Source organism: Paenibacillus sp. FSL H7-0326 (assembly GCF_001955535.1).
Classification (GTDB): domain Bacteria; phylum Bacillota; class Bacilli; order Paenibacillales; family Paenibacillaceae; genus Paenibacillus; species Paenibacillus shunpengii.
In genome coordinates this window covers 102,587-124,442 of the sequence record NZ_MPVN01000004.1, presented here as the reverse complement: position 1 = coordinate 124,442, position 21,856 = coordinate 102,587, and the positions used below count along the sequence as shown (strand labels likewise).

The window sequence follows — 21,856 nt, the reverse complement described above, 5'->3', positions numbered from 1 at the left end:
AGGAACACATGATAAATGCATTTCATACAGTCAAGAGACATAAGCCCTCTTACTACCTGCTGTTAATTCTGCTCGTTATCTTTTCAGTAGCTGCACTTTTCCCATTCTTATGGATGATCTCCGCATCGCTTCGGACCGATGTCGATCTGTTCAAGAACCCGATGAATTGGATTCCGGAGACGCTGTTCCTGAACAACTATAAAGAGGTATGGACGGCCATTCCTTTTGCCCAGTACTTTCTGAATACATTAAAGCTGTCCGTGGTGATCACGGTATTGCAGGTTATCATCTGCTCCATGGCGGCCTATGCGTTTGCGAAGCTCAAGGTGCCCTTTAAGAATACGATCTTTGTCCTCTTCATGGCGAATCTAATGATGCCCTGGCACTCTATTATGGTGCCTCAGTTCTCCATTGTCAGTAGCCTGGGACTGTACAACACGCATACTGGTTACATTCTGATTCAGCTGTTCAGCGGCTTCGGTGTATTCTTGATGCGGCAATTCTTCAAGAGTCTGCCTGATGAGCTGAATGAAGCGGCGCGGGTTGACGGCTATAATGAATGGCGGATTTTCTGGCGAATTGTGATGCCTATATCTGCGGCTGGCTTGTCCACGTTCGCCATCTTTACGTTTACTTTTATGTGGAACGATTACTTGGCACCCTTGATTTACTTTAATGATGATAGCTTGAAGACTTTGCAGCTGGGTCTTAAATCCTTCCAGACCGAGCACACCATGGATTACGGGTTACTCATGGCAGGCACATTAATTGCGACTGTTCCGATGATCATCGTATTCCTGATCGGCGAGAGATTCTTCATTCAAGGCGTAGCTACAACCGGCATGAAAAACTAACACATGATAAAAGGAGTACATGATCATGACTAATCTATTGCACAATTTTGTACAGGTTCGCGGTGAAGATTTTACGGTGAACGGAGAAAAAATCGTATTTCGAGGCTTTGGACTCGGGTCCTGGATGAACCTAGAGCATTTCATGATTGGACTCCCTGGGACAGACACCATGATTAAGAAGGCATTTGCCGAGGTGTATGGCGAAGAGCGCAGCGCCAAGTTCTTTGACCGATTCCTGCTGGAATATGTCGATGAGAAGGATTTTGAGTTTCTCAAAAAGATCGGCGTCAACCATCTTCGGATTCCTTTTAATTATAAATACTTTATTGATGATCAAAATCCGCATGAATACAAGAATGACGGCTTTAAATATCTCGATCATATTGTTGCTTTGTGTGAAAAATACGAGATCTATGCCATGCTCGACCTTCACTCCGTTCCAGGCGGGCAAAATCCGGACTGGCACGCGGACACCTCCTCCGGCCTACCGTTGTTCTGGGAGTATGGCGCTTTGCGCGATACCGTCATCGGACTGTGGGGACATATTGCTCAGTACTACAAGGATCAGCCTTGGATTGCTGCTTATGATATTGTTAACGAGCCTTCAATGGTCACCAATGCAGCAGCATTTAATGAGTTCTACGAGAAGGTCATTGCCGAAATTCGCAAATACGATCCGCATCATATTATCTTTATTGAGGGTAACAAGTTCACGACCGACTTCTCCATGCTGGATCCGATTGATGATCCGCAGGTGGCATATGAGTTCCACTTCTATCCGTTCGTGGATGAACCTGCTGTGCTTACCGAGGAAATGGACCGGGCGCGCCGCAAAGAGATCTTTGCCGACGCCTTCAACCAGCTGCTCAGCATCCGCGAGAAGTACAAGCGTCCTGTCTGGTGTGGTGAGCTTGGGCTGGTGTTCAATCAAGAGCAGATTGATTTTCAGATGACGATCATTGAAGACATGCTGGAGCTGTGCGAAGCAAACGATGTCTCCTGGGCGCTCTGGACCTATAAGGATGCTGCCGTGATGGGCATTGTGTATCCTAAGATTGAAACACCTTGGCGCAAACTGACCGAGGAGATCAAGCTCGTATGGAATCAGCACGAGGAACAGTCAAAGGGAGAAGCGTTAGTCGATTATATGGCTGAAACGTATTTTAAACCGATCTCGAAGGATGAGCGCTATCCGCTTCAGTTCCGGATGAGAACCCTCATGCAGGTCATCTGTGTGGAGCAGAACCTGAAGCCTTATCTGCAGAAACGCTCCTGGGAAGAGATTTACGAGCTTCCTTCCTCATTCCATTGGGATCAATGTGACCATTGGAGCGAGCTGGTCGATGTAGTTGAAAAGTATACGAAGGCTTAACGCAGCTAGACAAGAACTGGGCCGCGCATGATATGCTCCCATCATAGTAGACAGTAGAAAAAACTCTACCGCTACCACGATGGGATTTTTTGTAGTTGTCTAAAAAAGCCTAATCCTATCCGTCCTTATTTATAATCTATAATTCAACTTTCAAAGTAACTCTGCTTAACACAGTAATATGCAGGCCTTTCGCCTTTCTGATCAACGAGGGACAACGAACTTAACTCCTTCATCACTTTTCTTAATGTTGCTTCTGATTTCGAAAATATTTCGCTGAGCTCTTTAATTGTAAGACCTCTACTGGAATCAAAGAAGTAGTCTTGTGCTAACACGAACATGACTTCCGCGTAAAATCCATCCTGATCCTTCAAGATACTCTCTTCCATTATTTTTCGACTTGCTAAGTTCAACAACTCACTCTTTTCCTTTAATTCTGCATTCATTTGTATAAGAGTTTCTAGAATGATCTCCAGAAAGTTCTCAATAAAGCAGTTCATTTCACCCCTGCTCTTTATGCTGTTTGTGATCTCAAAAGAATCCAAATATTTATTTTTATATTTATTGCATCCTCTTGATAAGGAAAGTGTTGAAATATCACCTAGCACTTCAGATAAATAGATACTGCTAATAAATCTTGAGGTTCTCCCGTTTCCATCATAAAAAGGATCAATATACCCAAAATAATAATGCCCTATAGCAATTTTGATCATCATAGGAACCTCATTATTATCATTCATAAACCGTAATAACTGTTCTGAGGCACTAATAACTGCAGACTCTGGTGTCATTCCTTGATGAACGACCTTGCCTGTACCCGACTTTTTCAATATATAAGTTGTTTCACTTCTAAAAATATTACCATCAGGCAGTTCCTGCTCCTCGATCTCACCATTTGTAATATCATCATATATTTCACGTATATTATAAGGTGTCATTGGAGGTACGATGTCATTATTCAGAAGACGTATATACGACTTAATCATGCTTTCAAATCTTTTATTTGAACCTCTATTTAGCTGTATTTCTCTAGTACTTCTCGCTATCTCCTCTCGAGTACTTCTTATACCTTCAAGGTCATTTGTGTTGTATAATTCCTCTACTAAGCACTCGTTTATAAATTGTTTCTGTGCAACTGTTGGTAATTCATTAAAGATATTTTCAAATTGGTCAGACACTGCATGGATCTTACTCACAACTTGAAGCATATTATTGGTAGGAACATAATATAGTTCATAGTTATTGGGCTGGTTCATCGGTTTGATATATAAGCCAAAACGGCTAGTCGAATCAAAGTTGAATCTCTCATTGTATTTTATCTGAAAATCAGTTGCATTTTTTTCATGAAATATTTTATAGAGATACCTCATGTCGACACCTCTTTGTTTAATTTTAAAGAATATTTTACATATAAAATAGAGGGTGTCTATATCTAATTATAAAAATATCTATTTTTTTGCAAATAGACTGAATTAATCCTTGTCTATCACTTTAATATTAGCTCCACATTCGCATCTTCCGTTTCCGTTTTTTTTGATCTTCACTATTCTTTTACAGGAAGGACAAGTTACATTCATAAATAAGATCTCCTGTCTATTAAATGTTACTATTTTGGACAGGATAGATATTAAATATTCACTTGCTAGTCTTCCATCGTTTATTTAGATCAAATAAATCCAAACCGTTTCTTCTTATAAAATGGTTCCGCATCCCTGAGATGTTCGGCAGCCCAGCCCTTGCTATCGGTAATATCAAGCAATGATCCGTTCAGATAAGGCGAAGCTGCTTGGGCAATGTCTCTGAACAGCTCTGCCTGACTCCCCTCGAAATCGACGATGAGGAGATAGCTTTGTTCTTCTCCTTTTACCATCCATTTTAAGTAGGCTTTCTTAACGCCCTTCTGCTTCTTCAGACAGGCCTTTAACGAGTGGGAGAGAGGTTCTGGCACCTCACTAGGTTCACCAATCCGCAGCGTTGTTCCTTGAGGAACCTTCACTTCCTCAATTGCCGCGGCAGAAGGTGAATGCTTCGTCTCAACTGGGGCTGCACTTTCGTTCTGAGCTCCAATGTTAGTGGTATTCTCCGTCTCGCGATCAGCTTGGCTATCATTTTGTGCTCCTGTTGCCGGGTCCATTGTTACATCTGTTGCTGCTTTAATTGGCGCATCTGCCGATGCATCATTCAAAGCTTGCCTCGACACCTCATTCGGTACTGCATCAGATGTTCGATCTGGCGCGTCACTCGTTGCTTCGGTTGGCACATCATCTGTATTACTCTCTTGTACAGCCTCGGTTGGTGCTTCCTTAGAAGCTTCAGCCGAAGCCGAAGCAAGCTCCTGTCTGTACGCCTCAATCATCTGTTTATTTTTCTCATGGATGGGAATAGGAATCCCCCTGCAATTCACGACAATTCCATTCATTCTTGCTGATATCGCCACGATGTCATCGTATGTAGCAATGTTGCTGCTCCACACCTTCTTATCGTAAGCCTTCTCAAACTCTTTCCAATCTGTAAATACCGGCAGCCATTTCGAATCGCCTTCGCCGCCCAGTACGGCAAATTGGATTCTTGCACCTTCCTTGATCGTCTTTCTGCCCTGCTCATCTGGCGTAGACGGCACTTTTTCCTCCAGCTGCATCGGGACTAGATACTTGGCACGAATCACTTCATACAACATTTTGGCCTCAAACTCCTTGGCCAGCTGTTTTGCTCCTTCTCCGCTCCGTCTGGTGCCAATGAATTGAAAGAAGCGAATAATAGCATGCTGCAAATCTGGATTGGTTACAGGAATATTAATCTCGGGTGTATCGCCAAAGTCCGGTGGCGGCAGCAGCTCATCCCGATCCAGCAAGGTGTGGTACTGCCCATTATCTACGAGTATTTTTTGCAGCCCAAGCATGTGAAGCTCGCCAAACATCTTCATCAGATCTTCCTTGTTAACCCGCTTCATCTCCAGCATCAGCTGCTGCTGCATGAAATAATCGGCTGCATGCGATGCATATTCCTCTGTTGAGAACATCCAGATGCGATCCTCTGCATCAATGTAAGGGTAATTCGTCTTTTTCTCATAGGCTATGTATAACGCTTCTGCGTCTCTTACTTTCTCGTGCAGCACGTTAATTAACAGACTGATTCTCTCATCCAGCTGCTTCGCTGGAGCTGCCTCTTTTGTCTTGAGGTGTTTACTTGAATGAATGAGAAAGATCAGTTCTTGTATTTCCAGTTCATTGCACTCATCTATTAAAATATAGGGGCTTAGCAAAAACCTTCTTCCTAATTCGTCCTTTCGTTTCTCGTTCATCCCATTCCCTCCGTCTCTGAAGTTGTAGTGAGCTTCCTCATCAAATATCATCTCGGGCTTCATTCGGCTCTGCTGTTTCCCAGCTTCATACAGGGCTCTATACATAATGTAACATAGATTCTACCTTCTCTATCACTTATCCGTACTATTCTTCAACAATAAACCGGCTTTGCACCTATCAGCAAGGGCAAAGCCGGTTTATATGTTCAAGGTTTCTTCATTAGTTCCCTTAAAAAAAAGACTGCTACTTAAGGATCTACCCTTTTCTGTAGCAGTCTTTATTCATTTAGATTATTTCAATTCAGCCAATATTTCTTCAATCTTAGCAAGCTCAGATTCCAAGCCGCCGCCGCTCAGGTACCACAGTGGACCGTCAAGGTAAACGACACGATCGTTCTGGTAAGCGGTTGTTTTCTTGATGATGTCATTTTCCATATCGGCTTCGATATTCGATTCGCCGCCTGTAGCTGCGGTACGGTCGATAACGAACAATACTTCAGGGTTGAATTCCAGGATGGCTTCAAAGCCGAAGTTAGAGCCGTGGGATGAAGATTCGATATCCTCTGTTACTGGCTTGAATCCGTATACTTCATACATATATCCAAAGCGGGATTCGGAGGCGAATCCTGACAGATTGCCTTCATTGTACATTGTCACCAGGGACGTCTCAAAGTTGCCTGCAAGCGTATTGATCTCTTCTAGAGCTGCATCGAATTTCGCAGTGTACTCTTTAGCTTCTGCTTCTTTGCCAAAGATTTTGGCTGCCGTGTCCACAGAAGCAAGGAAAGTGTTCCAGTAGTCATCCTGCTGTGTACCCACGAAGAGGACGGGAGCAATCTCTTTCAGCTCTTCATAGTAAGCAGATTGACGACCAGAGATGAAGATCACGTCTGGCTCAAGCTCTGCGATATCTTCCAACAGCGGGCTCTTGAGTCCGCCTACACTTACGTAGTCATCGGATGCAAATTTTTCAAGGTGAGCTGGCAAAGTGGAGTCTTTAGCAACACCAACGATTCCTTCAACACCCAGTGCATTTAGTGTATCTAAGAAGCCATAGTCGAATACAACGACTTTCTCTGGCATTTTTTCAAAAGTAACATCTTCAAAGTTGATCGTTCCGTTCTCTTCACTTTCAGATGAACCAACCGTAGGAGATACGGTTAGCGGGTATGTAGCCGTTGATTCTACAGCTGTCTCTTCACCAGCTGCTTCATTTCCGCTTGCCGTTGTCTCATTCTCAACGACTGCCGTTTCATTCGTTCCTTCCGCTGTACTACCTTCTTCCGTTGTTCCGCATGCTCCGAGCATCAAAGCGATGGCAAGTATTGCAGAAGTAAATTTCCACTTTTTCATGATCACTAACTCTCCCCTTTTCGTTTCTCTTATTTATAATGATAATCATTATCATATTGTTGATAACGATTCTCATTATATTGCTTTAAAGCATGATAAGTCAAACGTTTTTTACAAAGTTCTCATGATTTCTTATACGAGATTTAATAAATTGTTCAATTTTATTGGTTTATGCTGCCCCCTCCTAAAGCGATCATCTTAAAAAAAGGCTGAGAAATCAGCTGTTTTAGCTGCTCCTCAGCCTATAATCAGGAACTCTATTTCACTTAGGATTGGGCATCAAAATAGACACAAATACGGTTACCATTCTGCTCTTGAACCGGAATCGTCATATCGTAGATATCACGCAGAGCCTCGGTATTAATAATTTCATGTGTCGGCCCGTCCTTCACCAGCTTGCCATCCTTAAGCGCCACAATCCGGTCAGAATACACGGAGGCAAAGTTGATATCATGGAGCACGATAATGACCGTTTTGCCCAGCTCATCAACGAGCTTGCGTAGAATTTTCATAATTTGGACAGAGTGCTTCATATCCAGGTTGTTCAGTGGTTCATCGAGCAAAATATAGTCCGTATCCTGTGCAATGACCATGGCAATAAATGCTCGCTGCTTCTGTCCGCCTGACAATTCATCCAAATACTTGTCCTGCATATCAGCAAGATTCATATATTCAATTGCTTGGTCTACGAACTGCTCATCCTCTGCATTAAGCCGCCCTTTGGAATAAGGGTAACGTCCAAAGGAAACCAGCTCACGCACCGTCAAACGCACATTAATAAAGTTTGACTGCTTCAGTATGGATACCCGCTTTGCGAACTCGCTCGACTTCCACTTCTTCACATCATTTTGGTCGATAAATACTTCCCCTGTATCCGAATCAAGCAAACGGCTGACCATGGACAGCAGGGTAGATTTACCCGCACCATTCGGACCAATGAACGATGTGATCAGCCCTGATTCAATCGTTACTGACACGTCCTCTACAACAGGCTTCTTGCCATATCGCTTCGTTAATCCTTTGATTTCGATCATCTTCCAGCCGCCCTGCTTTCTTTGAGTAATAAGAATATAAAGTAGATTCCACCGACAAAGTTAATGATGACGCTCAGTGTGGTGCGCAGCTCCAGTATATGCTCGACGAGAAATTGTCCGCCGACCAGCGCGATTATACTAATTAGGCTGGCCCCCAGAATTAATATAGAGTGTTTATAGGTCACTATAAATTGATAAGCGAGATTGGCCACAATGAGTCCAAAGAACGTGATTGGGCCGACCAGCGCAGTAGATGTCGCAATCAGCACCGAAGACAGGATCAGCACTCTCATGACCATGCCATCATAGTTAATACCAAGATTGATCGCATTCTCACGGCCCAGTGACATGACGTCGAGCTTGTGCATAATACGATAACCATAAATAAATGCTATGCCCAAGATCACAATAGACACGTACAACAAATCGACCTTAACATTGGTAAAGTTCGCGAAGAGACGACTTTGAAGGCTTAGATACTCTACCGGATCAATCAATACCTGCAAGAAGGTGACGAAGCTTCCGAGCAGTGTGCCCAAGATCATTCCTATTAATAGCAGCAAATAAATGGGATGCTTGTCTGCCCTAAACAGGAACCGGTACAAGATGAGCGCGAATAGAACCATAGCAGCAATCGCCGCGCCAAAATTCAAGTACTTATTCAGCACCCATACCGACATGGAGCCGGCAAAGAAATAAATTAAAGTCTGCACGACCTCATACATAGAATCCAAACCCATAACAGACGGCGTCAGAATCCGATTACGCGTAATCGTCTGGAATACAACGGTTGAATATGCGATAGCGATACCTGTTACAACCATAGCCCCGATGCGGACCATGCGTCTTGGGAAGGCATAATCAAACCCGCCTTTTATATCATAGAAGGCATAGAGCAGAATGCATGCAAGGCCAACAACCCCTAGTAGAATTAACTTTGTGCTATTTTTTTGCATATGCTCTCCCCCTAAACAACATAAATAAGAAGATCGCACTGCCAATTACCGCCACCGTTACGTTAACTGGAATTTCAAAAGGATGAATTACAATGCGCCCCACAATATCACAAGCCAATAGGAATACTACACCAAGTGCTGCGGTATGCGGAATGGTTTTGCGCAGATTATCCCCCAGATACAGTGATACAATGTTAGGAACAATAAGTCCCAGGAACGGTATAACACCAACGGTCAGCACAACAGTTGTAGCAATAATCGCAACTAAGATAAGTCCTATATTCAGCACTGTTTTGTAGCTCAGACCTAGATTCTTGGCAAAATCCTCGCCCATGCCTGCAACCGTAAATTTGTTGGCATATAAGTACGCCAGGATAACAGCCGGAACACTCAGGTACAAGAGCTCATAGCGCCCTGCAATAACAAGGGTGAAGCTGCCCATCAGCCATGAAGAGATATTTTGAAGCAAATCCCCTTCATAAGCGAAGAATGTCGTGATTGAGGATAGAATATTACCATACATAATCCCGATGAGCGGTACGAAGATAACATCCTTAAATTTAATTCGATCCAGAATTCTCATAAATACCAGAGTGCCTGCAAGTGCAAAAACAAAGCAGAAGATGACCTGCCACGTATAGCTTACATTCGCAAAGAAGAGCATTGATATCAAGATGCCCAGCTTCGCTGCATCAAGCGTGCCCGCTGTCGTGGGTGATACAAATTTGTTGCGGCTTAAGGACTGCATAATCAATCCCGCGATACTCATGCCGATGCCTGCCAGTATGATTGCCATTAAGCGGGGTACCCGACTGATAAGGAAAATTTGCATCTTATCCGAATTACCGTTGAACAGGTCAAAGATGTTAATATCAATCGCACCAATAAACAGCGAAACAAAAGACAGGACTACGGCTGCCGCTATTAACATCCATAGTCTCATAAGTATTCCTCATGTTATAAGTATTCTCTTTATGACAATTGATAACGATTATCATTCTGAGTATGGGTCAATTATATTTTAATAACTATCTTTTATCAAACCATTTTCCATATTAAATTTTATTAGAGCCATTTGATCTATATATGCAAGAGGCCCTGAATCCATACTCGGATCCAAGGCCTCTATACGATGTTCTATGATAAAACAGACATTTTTAGTGCTGCACAGCAGCAGCTACTACATGCTTCCATTAAGCTTCATGGGAGACGGTTTGATAGACGCCTGCTCGATACTGCCAAGACCTAATATCTTGGACGTTGATGTAGAGATTTCTTGGAGCATCGCACGATTCTCTACCAGCGATACGCCATAGGAAGGAATCATCTCCTTGATCTTTGGCTCCCAGCCCTTTATCTGCTGCGGGAAGCACTTCTCTAATACTTCCAGCATGACATGCACTGCCGTGGAAGCGCCAGGTGATGCCCCAAGCAGCGCAGCAACGGATCCGTCCGCGGCACTGACAACCTCTGTCCCGAATTGGAGCGTTCCTCTGCCGCCGGTCTCTGTGTCCTTGATAACCTGTACACGCTGACCGGCCACCACGATTCCCCAGTCCTCGGTCTTCGCATTCGGAATGAACTCGCGCAGCTCCTCCATCCGCTTCTCATTGGACAGCATAACCTGTTGAATTAAGTATTTGGTAAGAGCCATTTCCTTCACACCTGCCGAGAGCATCGTCAGGATATTGTTCGGTTTGACGGAACCAATCAGATCGAAATAGGAACCCGTCTTTAGAAATTTCGGTGTAAAGCCTGCAAACGGACCAAACAGCAAGGACTTCTTGCCGTCGATGTATCTTGTATCCAGATGCGGAACAGACATTGGTGGGGCTCCAAGCTTAGCTTTGCCGTATACTTTGGCATGATGCTTCTCCACCACTTTAGGGTTGTTACACACCATGAACAGTCCGCTGACCGGAAATCCGCCAATATGCTTGGATTCAGGAATCCCTGTCTTCTGCAGTAACGGTAAGCTTCCTCCGCCACCGCCAATAAAGACGAATTTCGCTGTGTGGTACTCTGTTTTGTTGCTGCTTAAGTTATGAACCTTCACTTGCCATAGTCCGTCGCTAGTTCGTTTTATGTCCTTCACGCTGTGCTTGTAGTGAAGCTCGACATTTTGTCTCTTCAGGTGATCGAACAACATGCGCGTCAAAGCGCCAAAGTTGACATCTGTCCCCGAGTCAATTTTGGTCGCTGCGATCGGTTCATTGGATGTGCGTCCTTCCATAATAAGTGGTACCCATTTCTTTAACTGTACAGGGTCATCAGAGAACTCCATCCCTTGGAATAACGGATGCTGTGAGAGCGCTTTAAAACGATTCTTCAGATAAGATACGTTCTTCTCCCCTTGCACCAGACTCATATGCGGGATGGGCATGATAAATTTCTGCGGATTACGAATTAAGTTGCTTTTGACCAGATAAGACCAGAACTGTTTAGATAGCTGAAATTGTTCGTTGATTTTCGTCGCTTTGCTGATGTCTATAGATCCGTCAGGCTTCTCGGAAGTATAGTTGAGCTCACACAGAGCAGCATGCCCTGTGCCGGCATTGTTCCATTCATTAGAGCTTTCCTCTCCTGCGCTTCCTAGCTTCTCAAACACTTTGATTTTCCATTCAGGTGCCAGCTCTTTGAGTAATGAACCCAAGGTAGCGCTCATGACTCCGGCACCAATCAAGATCACGTCTGTATTCATCCGTATGTCACTCATTGAAACCCTTCCTCATCGCCTATATTTGTAAAAAAAGGGCAGCGCTCTGCTATAAATGTCGCAATCAGCAAGGGCGTCACCTTGGAACTAACATCTTCTGCTATTACCATATCATATCCGGTGCCATGTTTTGTAGAATATTCCGTGTTTCTTCTCAGACAATTATAAACGATTAAATTCGGTTTAAAAAGTGTAAACTCCGAGAAATCCGATGGCAGAAACTTAAATATTGCGTCCTCTTTGAACTAAAATCCCTACCTATTAGTAGAATTGTAGTAGATTTTTATTGACAATACGGCAAATGGATTATATGTTTTACGATATTGATAATCATTATCATACATAATATCCTACGCTGGTCACCCATTTAAGGTTAGTAATGCATTAAAAAATATAAATAGATAAAGGACGGGTACGTAAATGAAACAGAACTTTTCTCTGAGAACCATCGTAATATCCGCAATACTAGCCGTTACACTTGTCGGGTGCGGAGCCCAGCAGACCGATTCTACTTCCACGTCAACAGAAGCACCTGCCACTTCTACAACTACGGAAGCACCTCAAACTGAAACACCGGTTACCGAGGATGAAGCATCCGAATATCCGATCACGATCAAGCACGCTTTTGGCGAAACCGTTATTGAGAGTAAGCCGGAGCGTGTAGCTACGGTCCAATGGGCGAACCATGATGTTGTTCTTGCTCTCGGCGTTGTACCTGTTGGATTCTCTGCGGCCAATTACGGCGTTGAGGATGACAGTGGACTGCTGCCTTGGACGGCTGAGAAGCTGAAAGAGCTTGGTGTAGATCAGCCTAATGTATACCAGGATACGGATGGACTGGATTTCGAGGCTATATCCGACTCTGATCCTGATGTCATTCTTGCAGCCTACTCGGGGATCACGCAGGAAGACTATGACCTTCTTAGTCAAATTGCTCCGGTTGTCGCCTATCCGACAGCTCCATGGCTTACAACATGGCGTGAGCAAGTGCAGTATAACGCAACAGGCATGGGCATGAAGGCAGAAGGCGAGCAGCTTATTAAGGATACCGAGAATCTGATTAAAGAAAAAGCAAGTGAACACCCTGAAATGCAAGGCAAAAAAGTCGTCTGGGTTAACTTCTCGGCTGACGATATGTCCAAAATGCATGTGTATACACCTACAGATCCACGCGGCGAGTTCCTGATTGAGCTTGGAATGGAATATCCTGAGAGCGTAACATCACAGATTGAAGACAAAACCAGCTACTCCTTGAGCCTAAGTGCAGAGAATGCTGATGTACTGAACGATGCAGATCTCATTGTTGGATATGGCGGCGAGGACTTGTATGAAGCTGTCAAGGCAGATCCGCTGCTTGGTAAAATTCCTGCCATCGAGAGAGGCTCCGTTGTATTTATCGGTAACGGCACACCTCTAGCGGCTGCCGGCAATCCGAATCCTCTGTCCATCGCTTATACGATTGATGATTACCTGGATCTCATCTCAGAAGCAATCAGCAAGGTCGAATAGTTCTAATTTCTAAACTGACTCACTCCATAAAAATATAAATTCAAAAAGGCAGGGTATGTATTATGAAAGACTCTCAGAAATACTCTATAAAAACAATCGCGGTATCGGCAATACTTGCGATTGCACTTGTGGGCTGCGGAGCCCAGGAGTCCGATTCAACTTCAACTGCGAATGAAGCTCCTGCAAATTCTTCAGCAGCGGAAGCACCTCAGACGGAAACACCGGTAACCGAAGAGGATGCGGATGCTACCCAGTATCCCATCACAATTAAGCATGCTTTTGGCGAAACAACGATTGAGAGCAAGCCTGAACGTGTAGCTACCATCCAATGGGGTAACCATGATGTTGCACTTGCCCTTGGCGTTGTACCTGTTGGCTTCTCTGCAGCGAACTACGGTGTACAAGACGACAGCGGACTGCTGCCTTGGACGAAGGAGAAGCTGGATGAGCTTGGCGTAACGAATCCGAATGTCTATCAGGATACAGACGGACTTGATTTTGAAGCCATCTCTGACTCCGCTCCTGATGTCATTCTCGCTACTTACTCGGGTATTACACAAGAAGATTATGATACGCTGAGCCAAATTGCTCCGGTTATTCCTTATCAAGAGACAGCCTGGGTAACCACTTGGCAGGATCAAGTTCTGTATAACGCAATGGGAATGGGTATGCAGGCAGAAGGCGAGAAGCTCATCGAAGACACAGAGAACCTGATCAAGGAGAAATCATCCGCGTATCCAGATATTCAAGGTAAGACAGCTGCCTTCGTATATATTACTCCAACCGACCTGTCTCAGCTCTCGGTATACGCGCCAGGTGACCCTCGCGGAGACTTCCTGATGGAGCTTGGCATGACGTTCCCGGAAGGACTTGCAAGTCTAGTGTCGGAAGACAGCTTCTATCTGCAGCTAAGTGCAGAGAATGCAGATGCGCTTAAAGATACGGACATCATCGTTACCTATGGAGACGAGAACCTGCTTAGTGCCCTCCAAGCAGATCCACTCCTTGGCAAAGTCCCAGCTATTGAAAGAGGCTCGGTTGTCGTGATCGGAGACAACACACCGCTTGCAGCTGCAGGTAACCCAAATCCACTTTCAATCGCAAGTACGATTGATGAATATTTGGAATTGATCGATGCATCTGCTAAGAAAGTCAATGAATAATCCAGCGACATTAACAGACAAGCCGCAGAATTCGCCCGCACCGAAGCATTTTGTAGTGGTCCTGATTCTTAGCGTGATTGTTCTCGGTATTTGCGTGGTGGCATCACTTGCATTCGGTTCAAGAGTCATCGGACTTAAAGAATTAATGGACGCGTTGTTCCATCCAAGCAGCGAGTCCTATGATGCCAACGTCATTGCGCAGCGAATTACCCGAACCGTGTTCAGTCTCTTATGCGGAGGTGCACTCGGTATTGCCGGTGCCCTCATGCAGGCAGTCACGCGCAATCCGATTGCCGATCCAAGTATTCTCGGTGTAAATACCGGTGCATCCTTGTTTGTTGTTGCCGGAATTGCATTCCTGAACATTGGCTCGCCTAATGAATTTATCGTGATGGCCTGTATCGGCGCGGCGGTTACTGCGATGTTTGTCATGGGGATCGGCTCGCTTGGACGAGGCGGACCCACACCTGTTAAACTCGTGTTAGCGGGGGCGGCTACTAGTGCTGCCCTTTCTTCACTAGTAAGCGCCATTATGATTCCACGCTCGAACGTGATGGATCAGGTTCGCTACTGGCAGGTGGGAAGCGTCGGGGGAGCAAATTGGAGCGATATCGGGATCTTCTTTCCTTTCCTATTAATTAGTTTTCTAATCGCCATATTTACGGCTCCTGCACTGAATGCGCTGGCACTAGGAGATGAAGCAGCAACCGGCCTCGGTGTTCGGACCGGAGTTCTGCGTCTAATTGCGTCATTCGCTGCGGTTATTCTATGTGGTACAGTAACGGCACTTGCGGGGCCGATTGCATTCGTCGGACTTCTGGCGACACATCTAATACGTTTGATGATCGGACCTGACCAGCGTTATCTCATTCCCATGTCTGCGCTGACAGGAGCGATCGTATTAACCGGATCCGACGTGATTGGAAGAATCCTTGGAAGACCCGGAGAGCTTGAAGTAGGTATCGTTACTGCCTTCGTCGGCGCTCCGATTCTAATCATACTAGCGATGAGATCGAAAGTGCGTGCCTTATGATGAATAATACGATCAATTTAATTGTATCCGGCAGACGTCAGCGACGCCGCCAATATGTGCTGGTAACGACAACACTTGCTGCTATTGCTTTTGTGCTGTGCGTCCTGATGCTCTATTTTGGGAATACGATCTATCCGGTGGATGTGATCGCACGAGTATTATCGGGTGAGGATATCAAGGGTGCGACATTCGCGATTGAGACGATCCGTCTGCCGAGGATGCTGGCAGGCTTGTTCGCTGGATTTGCCTTCGGTCTAGCCGGAAGCGTCTTCCAGACCATGCTTCGCAATCCGCTTGCGAATCCGAACGTACTCGGCATTACCTCAGGCTCAAGTGCAGCGGCTGTATACTGTATCCTCATTCTTCATACGAGTGAAGCGGTTATCTTTATTGCCTCTGTCATCGCCGGTCTGGCTACGGTCATGCTTCTCTATCTGTTATCTCATAAAAAGTCCTTCTCATTCGGGCGTTTAATTCTTGTCGGTATTGGTCTTGATGCTATGCTCGGCTCCGTCATATCTTATATGCTGCGGATCAGCTCCGAGCATGACATCGGTTCTGCGTACCGCTGGCTAAGCGGTACACTTAACGGCGCCCAGATGTACGAGCTTCCGCCACTAATCATTACGGTACTTGTATGTACACCGATCGTTGTCTTGCTAGGCAGACATCTGAGCCTGCTAGAGCTTGGCGAGCAGGCAGCTACTTCTCTCGGTATCCATACGGACAGAACGCGAATAGCGCTGATTCTCGGCACCGTCTGTATGATTGCGGTCGCTACCGCCACTACAGGACCGATTGCCTTCGTTGCTTTTCTGGCTGGACCGATTGCCAAAAGACTTGTCGGTGCAGGTTACTCTACTGTCATTCCTGCCGGTCTTGTCGGAGTTATCTTGGTTCTGGCAGCAGATTTAATCGGACAGTTTGCTTTTGAGACTAGATTCCCTGTGGGCGTCATCACTGGAATCCTCGGAGCGCCTTATCTGATCTATCTGCTCATCCGAATGAATCGAAAGGGAGATTTTTAATGAAACCGACTCACGTATTTCAAGCAGATCAATTGGCAGCGGGTTATGAGCAGCGAACGATTATTGAGAATATCAACCTGATCATTCCCAGTAATCAGATTAGTGTCATTATTGGGGCTAATGCCTGCGGTAAATCGACACTGCTCAAAACGCTCGCCAAGCTAATCAAGCCGGAAGCTGGAGAAGTGACCCTGGACGGGAAGTCGATCAGTAAGATTCCTCCTAAGGCTTTGGCGCGTATCCTAGGACTGCTGCCGCAGTCCCCTATCGTCCCTGAAGGAATTTCTGTCGCCGATCTGATCGGACGGGGCAGATTCCCCCATCAGTCCCTTCTTGGGGGATGGACGAAGAAGGATACTGAAGCTGTAGCAGAAGCGATGGAGATCATGAAGATTACGGAGCTTGCCAACCGCAGCATAGATGAGCTGTCCGGCGGTCAAAGACAACGCGTCTGGATTGCGATGGCACTCGCTCAGCAGACGGACATTCTTTTTCTGGACGAGCCGACAACCTTTCTCGATATCACCTATCAGGTGGAGATCCTGGATCTGCTTACCGATCTTAACCGGAAGCACGGGACAACCATTGTGATGGTTCTTCATGACATCAATCTGTCTGCACGGTATGCGGATTATATCTATGCGATTCGCAAGGGAGAGCTCATCGCTGAGGGACGGCCATCGGAGGTCATTACGAGTGAACTGATCAAGGATGTATTTGAACTGGACTGCACAGTCATTGAAGATCCTGTATCCGGTTCACCATTGATCGTGCCGAAGGGACGATATCATGTGAATGCAGCCTTGACCAGACAATTCCAAGGCGTGTAGAGCTTGTATCAGGATTCGTGTAAGAATTATATACAGAACGAACAGAAGGCACCCGCTCGGGTGCCTTCTGTTCGTTCTGCATTCTTTTTGCGAAACCTTAGAAATTGTATTCGGCCGTATTTGAACAGATCGAACATCTAAATTGGAAATGATCTGGATCAAATAAAAGGATGGTGTGTATCCCTCAGGCTACGTTATACTTACTACAAAAATGATCAGAGAACACCTGAGCAAAGGAGTTATTCATGGACCATTATGAGGCAGTAGATAGGGCATTAATTTATATCGAGGAACATCTGCATGAGCATTTGTCCGTGGAATCTGTTGCAGCCTCCTTTAACATGTCAAAGTACTACTTTCACAGGCTGTTCTCCGCAATGACGGGCTGTTCGTTAAATCAATACATTTTATCCAGAAGATTGAATGCTTCTGTTACGTTGATACAAAACCATAACATGTCTCTAACGGACATCGCTTATGAGCTCAGCTTTGGTACCCAAGCCTCCTTTACCCGCGCTTTCAAACGACATTACGGCGTAGCTCCCCGCTCTCTGAGGGCAGGAACTCATACGATCTCTCCAACCCCTGTCCCTGCAGTTGTCAAAAGACCCATTAAAAACATCAACGGTGATATCGTTACCGACTTTACCCTCATCGAATTAGATGAAATCCAGCTCAGCGGCATTGCCTTTGAGGTAGATTTAGCCATAGCCGATTATAAAGAGCGAATTCGTGATCATGCGAAGCTATTATTAAGTCAGATTGATGAGAGCATAAATGGCCCCTGCTATGTCATTTACTCTAACTGCCAGCCTAACTCCACCCAGTTCAAGGTTCTGTTCGGAATTCCGTGCGATATTCAAATTCATAAGCCCTTTTATTTTACGGTCAATGTACCTCCGATTTTTTGTGTCAGGTTCAAGTACTTCGGAGACCTGCTTGAGATTGGGAGTGTGCTCGAAACGGATTATGCAAGATTTCTAAAGATCTCCAGACAAGAAGCGGAGCAATCCGATATCGAACTCGTACAAGTATTTGATGACGTCCACAATCTCGATTCAAGTTACCACATCTATGCCCCCATCAAAAAGCTTCCTTCGGATTCAGAATGTTAGACCGGACATAGAGCGCATATCCCAGCCATATTAGGGCCACTCCCATGGGCACTGCCATCATTCGGTCCAGCGGGTGAGGGATGATTGAAGTGGCGAGGGTCGCTGCGGCAGCACAAGCAAGCAAAATACCCGCCATGCGCGGCAGAACTCTGGCCCGAAATATGGCGATGCCAAGCAGCAGTCCACCCAGTATATACATGCCGCCCGCTAAACCGGCTAATGCCGGAAAGATTCCGAGATGAGCCGCACTCTCCGTTCCATCAAATATCCCCAGCATCCCTTCTACAAATGTTCCGGCATCCGTTGTAAGCAGCGGCATAACAAAGGCTTCGATGAAGCTGAAGGCGAATGATATGAGCCAAAATAGACCGAACAGCAGAATACCGATCAGACCAAGCCAACCCGCTTCTTGTACCTGCCTCATGTAAACCCCTGTCATTCCGATTAGGCTGGAGAGAGACATAACAAGGGTTAAGCATGCAACCATGACCCAAGAACTGGAGTTCACAGAAGACAGATCATCCGGCGGGTGAATGAACTGAATGACGATGTATAGAAGCCCTGCCATCATTGCTGATAAGCCCGCTCCGCGGAAAATACCCGCAGCTGTCAGGCCTCGGTTCATTTTCTTTTTGTTGTGCTTATTACTCATGTTTTTTACCTCCATTCGAGTTCTGATGTCGTTGACTACCAACAGCTACAACGTAACACCCTCCGCTTTCTTTTACTTCTCACATCTTGCTGTAATTCAAAAAAGCACCTCTCTCGAGATGCTCTCTTGAACGATAAAACTCAGCGGTGCGGTTGATAGGTCACTGTATCTCAACCATAATGGAAAGTTTGCTTTACATTGCTCACCTTGTACGATATACTCTCCATATGTAAAGCTGACTTTCCATGTGGAGGCGAACACATGAATAACCGTTTAGAAGAAATCCGCAAGCAGCGCGGAATTAAACAAGAGGAATTAGCAGCAGCTCTTGAAGTATCACGGCAAACGATCGGTTCCCTGGAGAACGGCCGTTATAACCCATCGATTCTGTTAGCATTCAAGATTGCTCGTTATTTCGGTATGCGTATCGAAGAAATCTTCATTTATGAGGAGGATGAGAAGGCATGAATAAATTGGTTTCGTCTTATATATTTACCGTCTTAGGCATAGGGATGCTCGCAGGTGGTCTGTACTTCATCAAAGCATTTGAAGATCCAGAAGGTATGCTGCGAGCATTGCCTTATATTTGTGTAGGAGTGGGCTGTGTTATTTTTGGTCACGGTATAGGAGAAGTCATCCTCCAACATGCAATGAAGCGGGCACCCGCCGCTGCTAAGCAGCTTGAGATTGACCAGAACGATGAGCGTAATCTGGCGATCGCCAACCGGGCAAAAGCAAAAGCGTACGATATGATGACCTTTGTATTTGGAGCACTAATCTTAGCACTATCCTTGATGGGTGTAGAGCTGATCGTATTGCTGCTATTGGTGTTTGCCTATCTGTTTATCCTTGTCAGTAACAGTTATTACCGTTTCAAGTACTACAAAGAGATGTGATGAAGTCCCGTACACCTTGCCTCTAACTTAAGGCTTGGATAACAACTGCTTCGCAAGCTTGCGATCATCCTTATCCTTACTTGTTGTTGCAATTGTCTTTATTGCAGCCAGTACGCTCGGCTCTTGCCAGACCGAAGGTGTCCAACATTCTAAGACGCTCAGGGCCGAATATTGAAGCTCCTCCTTATTTGATTCAAGTGCAGCTAGTACCAATGGAAGCCCTGTTCCTTCGTCATCGTATAGCCCTTGAACAATGCACCGCAGACATTCTTCTTGTTCTGTTGAGAGCTCGGCAGCTAATAAATGACGTTCTGCAAAAGCACAGAGATCCATCATATCCTCGCGATGATTTGAATGAATTATGGCTTGGTACACATGTTGATCTGTTGGATTCAAATCAAGCAGCTCAAACAGCTGGGAACGAATGTCCAGCTTGTAGTGCCGGGCAACCTCAATCGCCTCTATATTAATGATTCTCTGCTCAATTGCATCCATGGCAAGCTGCGGCCATTTCGGATTGTTAACCATGGGACGGATCGCTTCCTGAATAGAAAGACGCTCCTGCTGCTTCCACGCATCATCTGATCTGTCTTCCCAGATTTCTTCAGAGCTGAGGAATTCATCTATTTTCATAATTGGATAGAAGTCTGTAAGTGATTCACAGTGGTGACGTGCATGGGAAACGAAGCGAAATAGAGTCGCCGTCTCAAATAAATAATCATCGATGTCATGATCCACCGCTTCATCAAGCAGCGTTTGAATTATACGGCCTGCTCCATTGTAAAGCTCTTTTGATATCTCCTCCTGGTACAGCGCTATTGGGAGATCTCCTTTGACTGCGCAGGTGTAGGCCGAATACGCAGCTAAGCTGCCTTCACAGCCTTTTGTCAGCAGCCAATATTTCATGTCCGGTGTGGTGGCTTCCAGCTGTTCAACAGCGGCCACTTTGCCATAGCCCTGAGTCGATTGGGCGAGCGCAAAGATCGTCTGATCCGGTTCTCTGATTCCGTTCTTCAATGCCATGCTGACGTATGCTGTGAATTCAGAATGCAAGCCAATGGTGAATAAGAGGTCCCTGTGTTTCTCACCGTGTATAGTCCCAAGCACTAATACAGCGAACTTCACAACCTCCCTATGCGCTGCATGCTCAAGCAGCCAGAGGGCCTCCTGCTCCACAAGAGCTTCATCCAGCTCGGCTTGCTCTAATCGTTCGATGAACTCTGAAGCGCTGCTTGCCATATAGTCAAACGTAATTTGTTCATAGGTTGCCTTGCGTGTTTTATTCGTCGGATCCTTAAGCTGCTGTTCGAATCGTTCGATGAGCTTCTTATTGTGATATGGATTCGGCACCTCCACGACTCCATAATCAGCATACCCCGCCGCTACGCGCCGATGATTCTCATCATACACGTATTCATCATCAGGCAAATCATCGTTAATGATCGTTCCGTGCATCTGAACTTGTCGCTGTATATAAGGAACGAGCGGCTCTTTATGCTCCCATGGAAGGAAATCCAGCTTATGTGAATTATTCAATACGAGCTTATTGTCTATCTTAATTATGCAGTTAAAGTGTATGAATCCTCCAAGCTTAACTGTAACCTTATGCTTCACTCCATCGTCCGTTAGCAGCGTACCTGATAATCTGGAGTAAGGCATAATATGTGATAACAGATATTTTCGTTGGTTCTTATCCACTGTCATACCATCAATGATGAGCTGTTCTTCTTTTAACTGATGATGGACTTCAATGGAATGCCCTTGATAATCAAGCTTCCACGTATGGTGCACCTCTTTCTCTATGTCTTTCATCGCGTTGTTCATTTCGCGCTTAAATTCCTCTTTAAATCCCATTCGTTACCTTCCTTTGTGTGAATATTAGACAAAAATGCCTATTAATCCATCATACCATGAACCTGTGCCCTGTAGGCTCTGCTGGCTTATACTGTGCTGCAACCTCTCTATAGTCATTTCCTATCAACTTTATTTGATTTATATATTATACCAATCACGGCTCTATTCTTTACAATGGAGTTAAACGTATAAG

At 45.3% G+C, this 21,856-nt stretch carries 19 protein-coding genes; 10 read left to right on the top strand and 9 right to left on the bottom strand.

Annotation, left to right across the window (positions count from 1 at the left end; genetic code table 11):
• Positions 1-8 precede the first annotated feature (8 nt).
• Both BK126_RS19480 and BK126_RS19475 read left to right on the top strand, forming a co-directional pair.
• A complete protein-coding gene (locus BK126_RS19480) occupies positions 9-854 on the top strand; it encodes a carbohydrate ABC transporter permease (RefSeq protein WP_076314224.1) in 846 nt (281 codons plus the stop codon).
• Between the two features lie 25 nt (positions 855-879).
• Positions 880-2,226 (top strand): glycoside hydrolase family 5 protein, encoded by a 1,347-nt coding sequence (locus BK126_RS19475; protein ID WP_076314223.1) that lies wholly within the window; start codon positions 880-882, stop codon positions 2,224-2,226.
• 143 nt (positions 2,227-2,369) lie between these two features.
• On the opposite strand, the gene BK126_RS19470 is transcribed toward BK126_RS19475, so the two are convergent.
• The 7 genes from BK126_RS19470 to BK126_RS19440 all read right to left on the bottom strand — a co-directional run bounded on the left by BK126_RS19470 (position 2,370) and on the right by BK126_RS19440 (position 11,583).
• A complete protein-coding gene (locus tag BK126_RS19470) occupies positions 2,370-3,593 on the bottom strand; it encodes a Fic family protein (protein WP_076314222.1) in 1,224 nt (407 codons plus the stop codon).
• A gap of 296 nt (positions 3,594-3,889) precedes the next feature.
• Entirely contained in the window at positions 3,890-5,524 is a 1,635-nt protein-coding gene (locus BK126_RS29490) for an enhanced serine sensitivity protein SseB (RefSeq protein WP_179085571.1), read from the bottom strand.
• A 291-nt stretch (positions 5,525-5,815) separates the two neighbouring features.
• Positions 5,816-6,877: a siderophore ABC transporter substrate-binding protein gene (locus BK126_RS19460; protein WP_076314220.1), complete on the bottom strand. Its 1,062-nt coding sequence runs from the start codon at positions 6,875-6,877 to the stop codon at positions 5,816-5,818.
• A gap of 266 nt (positions 6,878-7,143) precedes the next feature.
• A complete protein-coding gene (locus BK126_RS19455; RefSeq protein ID WP_076314219.1) occupies positions 7,144-7,911 on the bottom strand; it encodes an iron ABC transporter ATP-binding protein in 768 nt (255 codons plus the stop codon).
• On the bottom strand, positions 7,908-8,867 hold the full coding sequence (locus BK126_RS19450) for an iron chelate uptake ABC transporter family permease subunit (protein ID WP_076314218.1): 960 nt from the start codon (positions 8,865-8,867) through the stop codon (positions 7,908-7,910). Before BK126_RS19450 ends, BK126_RS19455 begins: the two co-directional genes overlap by 4 nt.
• A complete protein-coding gene (locus BK126_RS19445) occupies positions 8,854-9,810 on the bottom strand; it encodes an ABC transporter permease (RefSeq protein WP_076314217.1) in 957 nt (318 codons plus the stop codon). Before BK126_RS19445 ends, BK126_RS19450 begins: the two co-directional genes overlap by 14 nt.
• Positions 9,811-10,047: 237 nt before the next feature.
• The gene (locus tag BK126_RS19440) at positions 10,048-11,583 is read right to left on the bottom strand and encodes a malate:quinone oxidoreductase (protein WP_076314216.1); all 1,536 of its coding nucleotides are present in this window, start codon (positions 11,581-11,583) and stop codon (positions 10,048-10,050) included.
• Between the two features lie 420 nt (positions 11,584-12,003).
• On the opposite strand from BK126_RS19440, the gene BK126_RS19435 reads away from it, so the two are divergent.
• The 6 genes from BK126_RS19435 (at position 12,004) to BK126_RS19410 (ending at position 18,261) form a co-directional block, all read left to right on the top strand.
• Positions 12,004-13,092, top strand: coding sequence for an iron-siderophore ABC transporter substrate-binding protein (locus BK126_RS19435; protein ID WP_076314215.1), 1,089 nt, complete (start codon positions 12,004-12,006; stop codon positions 13,090-13,092).
• A 62-nt stretch (positions 13,093-13,154) separates the two neighbouring features.
• On the top strand, positions 13,155-14,255 hold the full coding sequence (locus BK126_RS19430; protein ID WP_076314214.1) for an iron-siderophore ABC transporter substrate-binding protein: 1,101 nt from the start codon (positions 13,155-13,157) through the stop codon (positions 14,253-14,255).
• Complete coding sequence (locus tag BK126_RS19425; RefSeq protein WP_076314213.1) at positions 14,248-15,288, top strand: FecCD family ABC transporter permease; 1,041 nt, start codon at positions 14,248-14,250, stop codon at positions 15,286-15,288. The genes BK126_RS19430 and BK126_RS19425 overlap by 8 nt, the downstream gene beginning before the upstream one ends.
• Positions 15,285-16,316, top strand: a complete 1,032-nt coding sequence (locus BK126_RS19420) for a FecCD family ABC transporter permease (RefSeq protein WP_076314212.1) — start codon at positions 15,285-15,287, stop codon at positions 16,314-16,316. The genes BK126_RS19425 and BK126_RS19420 overlap by 4 nt, the downstream gene beginning before the upstream one ends.
• Positions 16,316-17,146 carry an ABC transporter ATP-binding protein gene (locus BK126_RS19415; RefSeq protein WP_076314211.1) on the top strand — a complete coding sequence of 277 codons (831 nt, stop codon included), beginning with the start codon at positions 16,316-16,318 and terminating at the stop codon, positions 17,144-17,146. Before BK126_RS19420 ends, BK126_RS19415 begins: the two co-directional genes overlap by 1 nt.
• A 245-nt stretch (positions 17,147-17,391) precedes the next feature.
• Entirely contained in the window at positions 17,392-18,261 is an 870-nt protein-coding gene (locus tag BK126_RS19410; RefSeq protein ID WP_076314210.1) for a helix-turn-helix transcriptional regulator, read from the top strand.
• Here BK126_RS19410 and BK126_RS19405 read toward each other — a convergent pair.
• Positions 18,230-18,913, bottom strand: coding sequence for a hypothetical protein (locus BK126_RS19405; RefSeq protein WP_076314209.1), 684 nt, complete (start codon positions 18,911-18,913; stop codon positions 18,230-18,232). The two genes, BK126_RS19410 and BK126_RS19405, sit on opposite strands and share 32 nt — an antisense overlap.
• 261 nt (positions 18,914-19,174) lie before the next feature.
• On the opposite strand from BK126_RS19405, the gene BK126_RS19400 reads away from it, so the two are divergent.
• Both BK126_RS19400 and BK126_RS19395 read left to right on the top strand, forming a co-directional pair.
• Positions 19,175-19,381, top strand: coding sequence for a helix-turn-helix transcriptional regulator (locus BK126_RS19400; RefSeq protein WP_076314208.1), 207 nt, complete (start codon positions 19,175-19,177; stop codon positions 19,379-19,381).
• Positions 19,378-19,809, top strand: coding sequence for a hypothetical protein (locus tag BK126_RS19395; RefSeq protein WP_076314207.1), 432 nt, complete (start codon positions 19,378-19,380; stop codon positions 19,807-19,809). Before BK126_RS19400 ends, BK126_RS19395 begins: the two co-directional genes overlap by 4 nt.
• Before the next feature lie 27 nt (positions 19,810-19,836).
• On the opposite strand, the gene BK126_RS19390 is transcribed toward BK126_RS19395, so the two are convergent.
• Positions 19,837-21,663, bottom strand: a complete 1,827-nt coding sequence (locus BK126_RS19390) for a hypothetical protein (RefSeq protein WP_076314206.1) — start codon at positions 21,661-21,663, stop codon at positions 19,837-19,839.
• Positions 21,664-21,856: the final 193 nt, after the last annotated feature.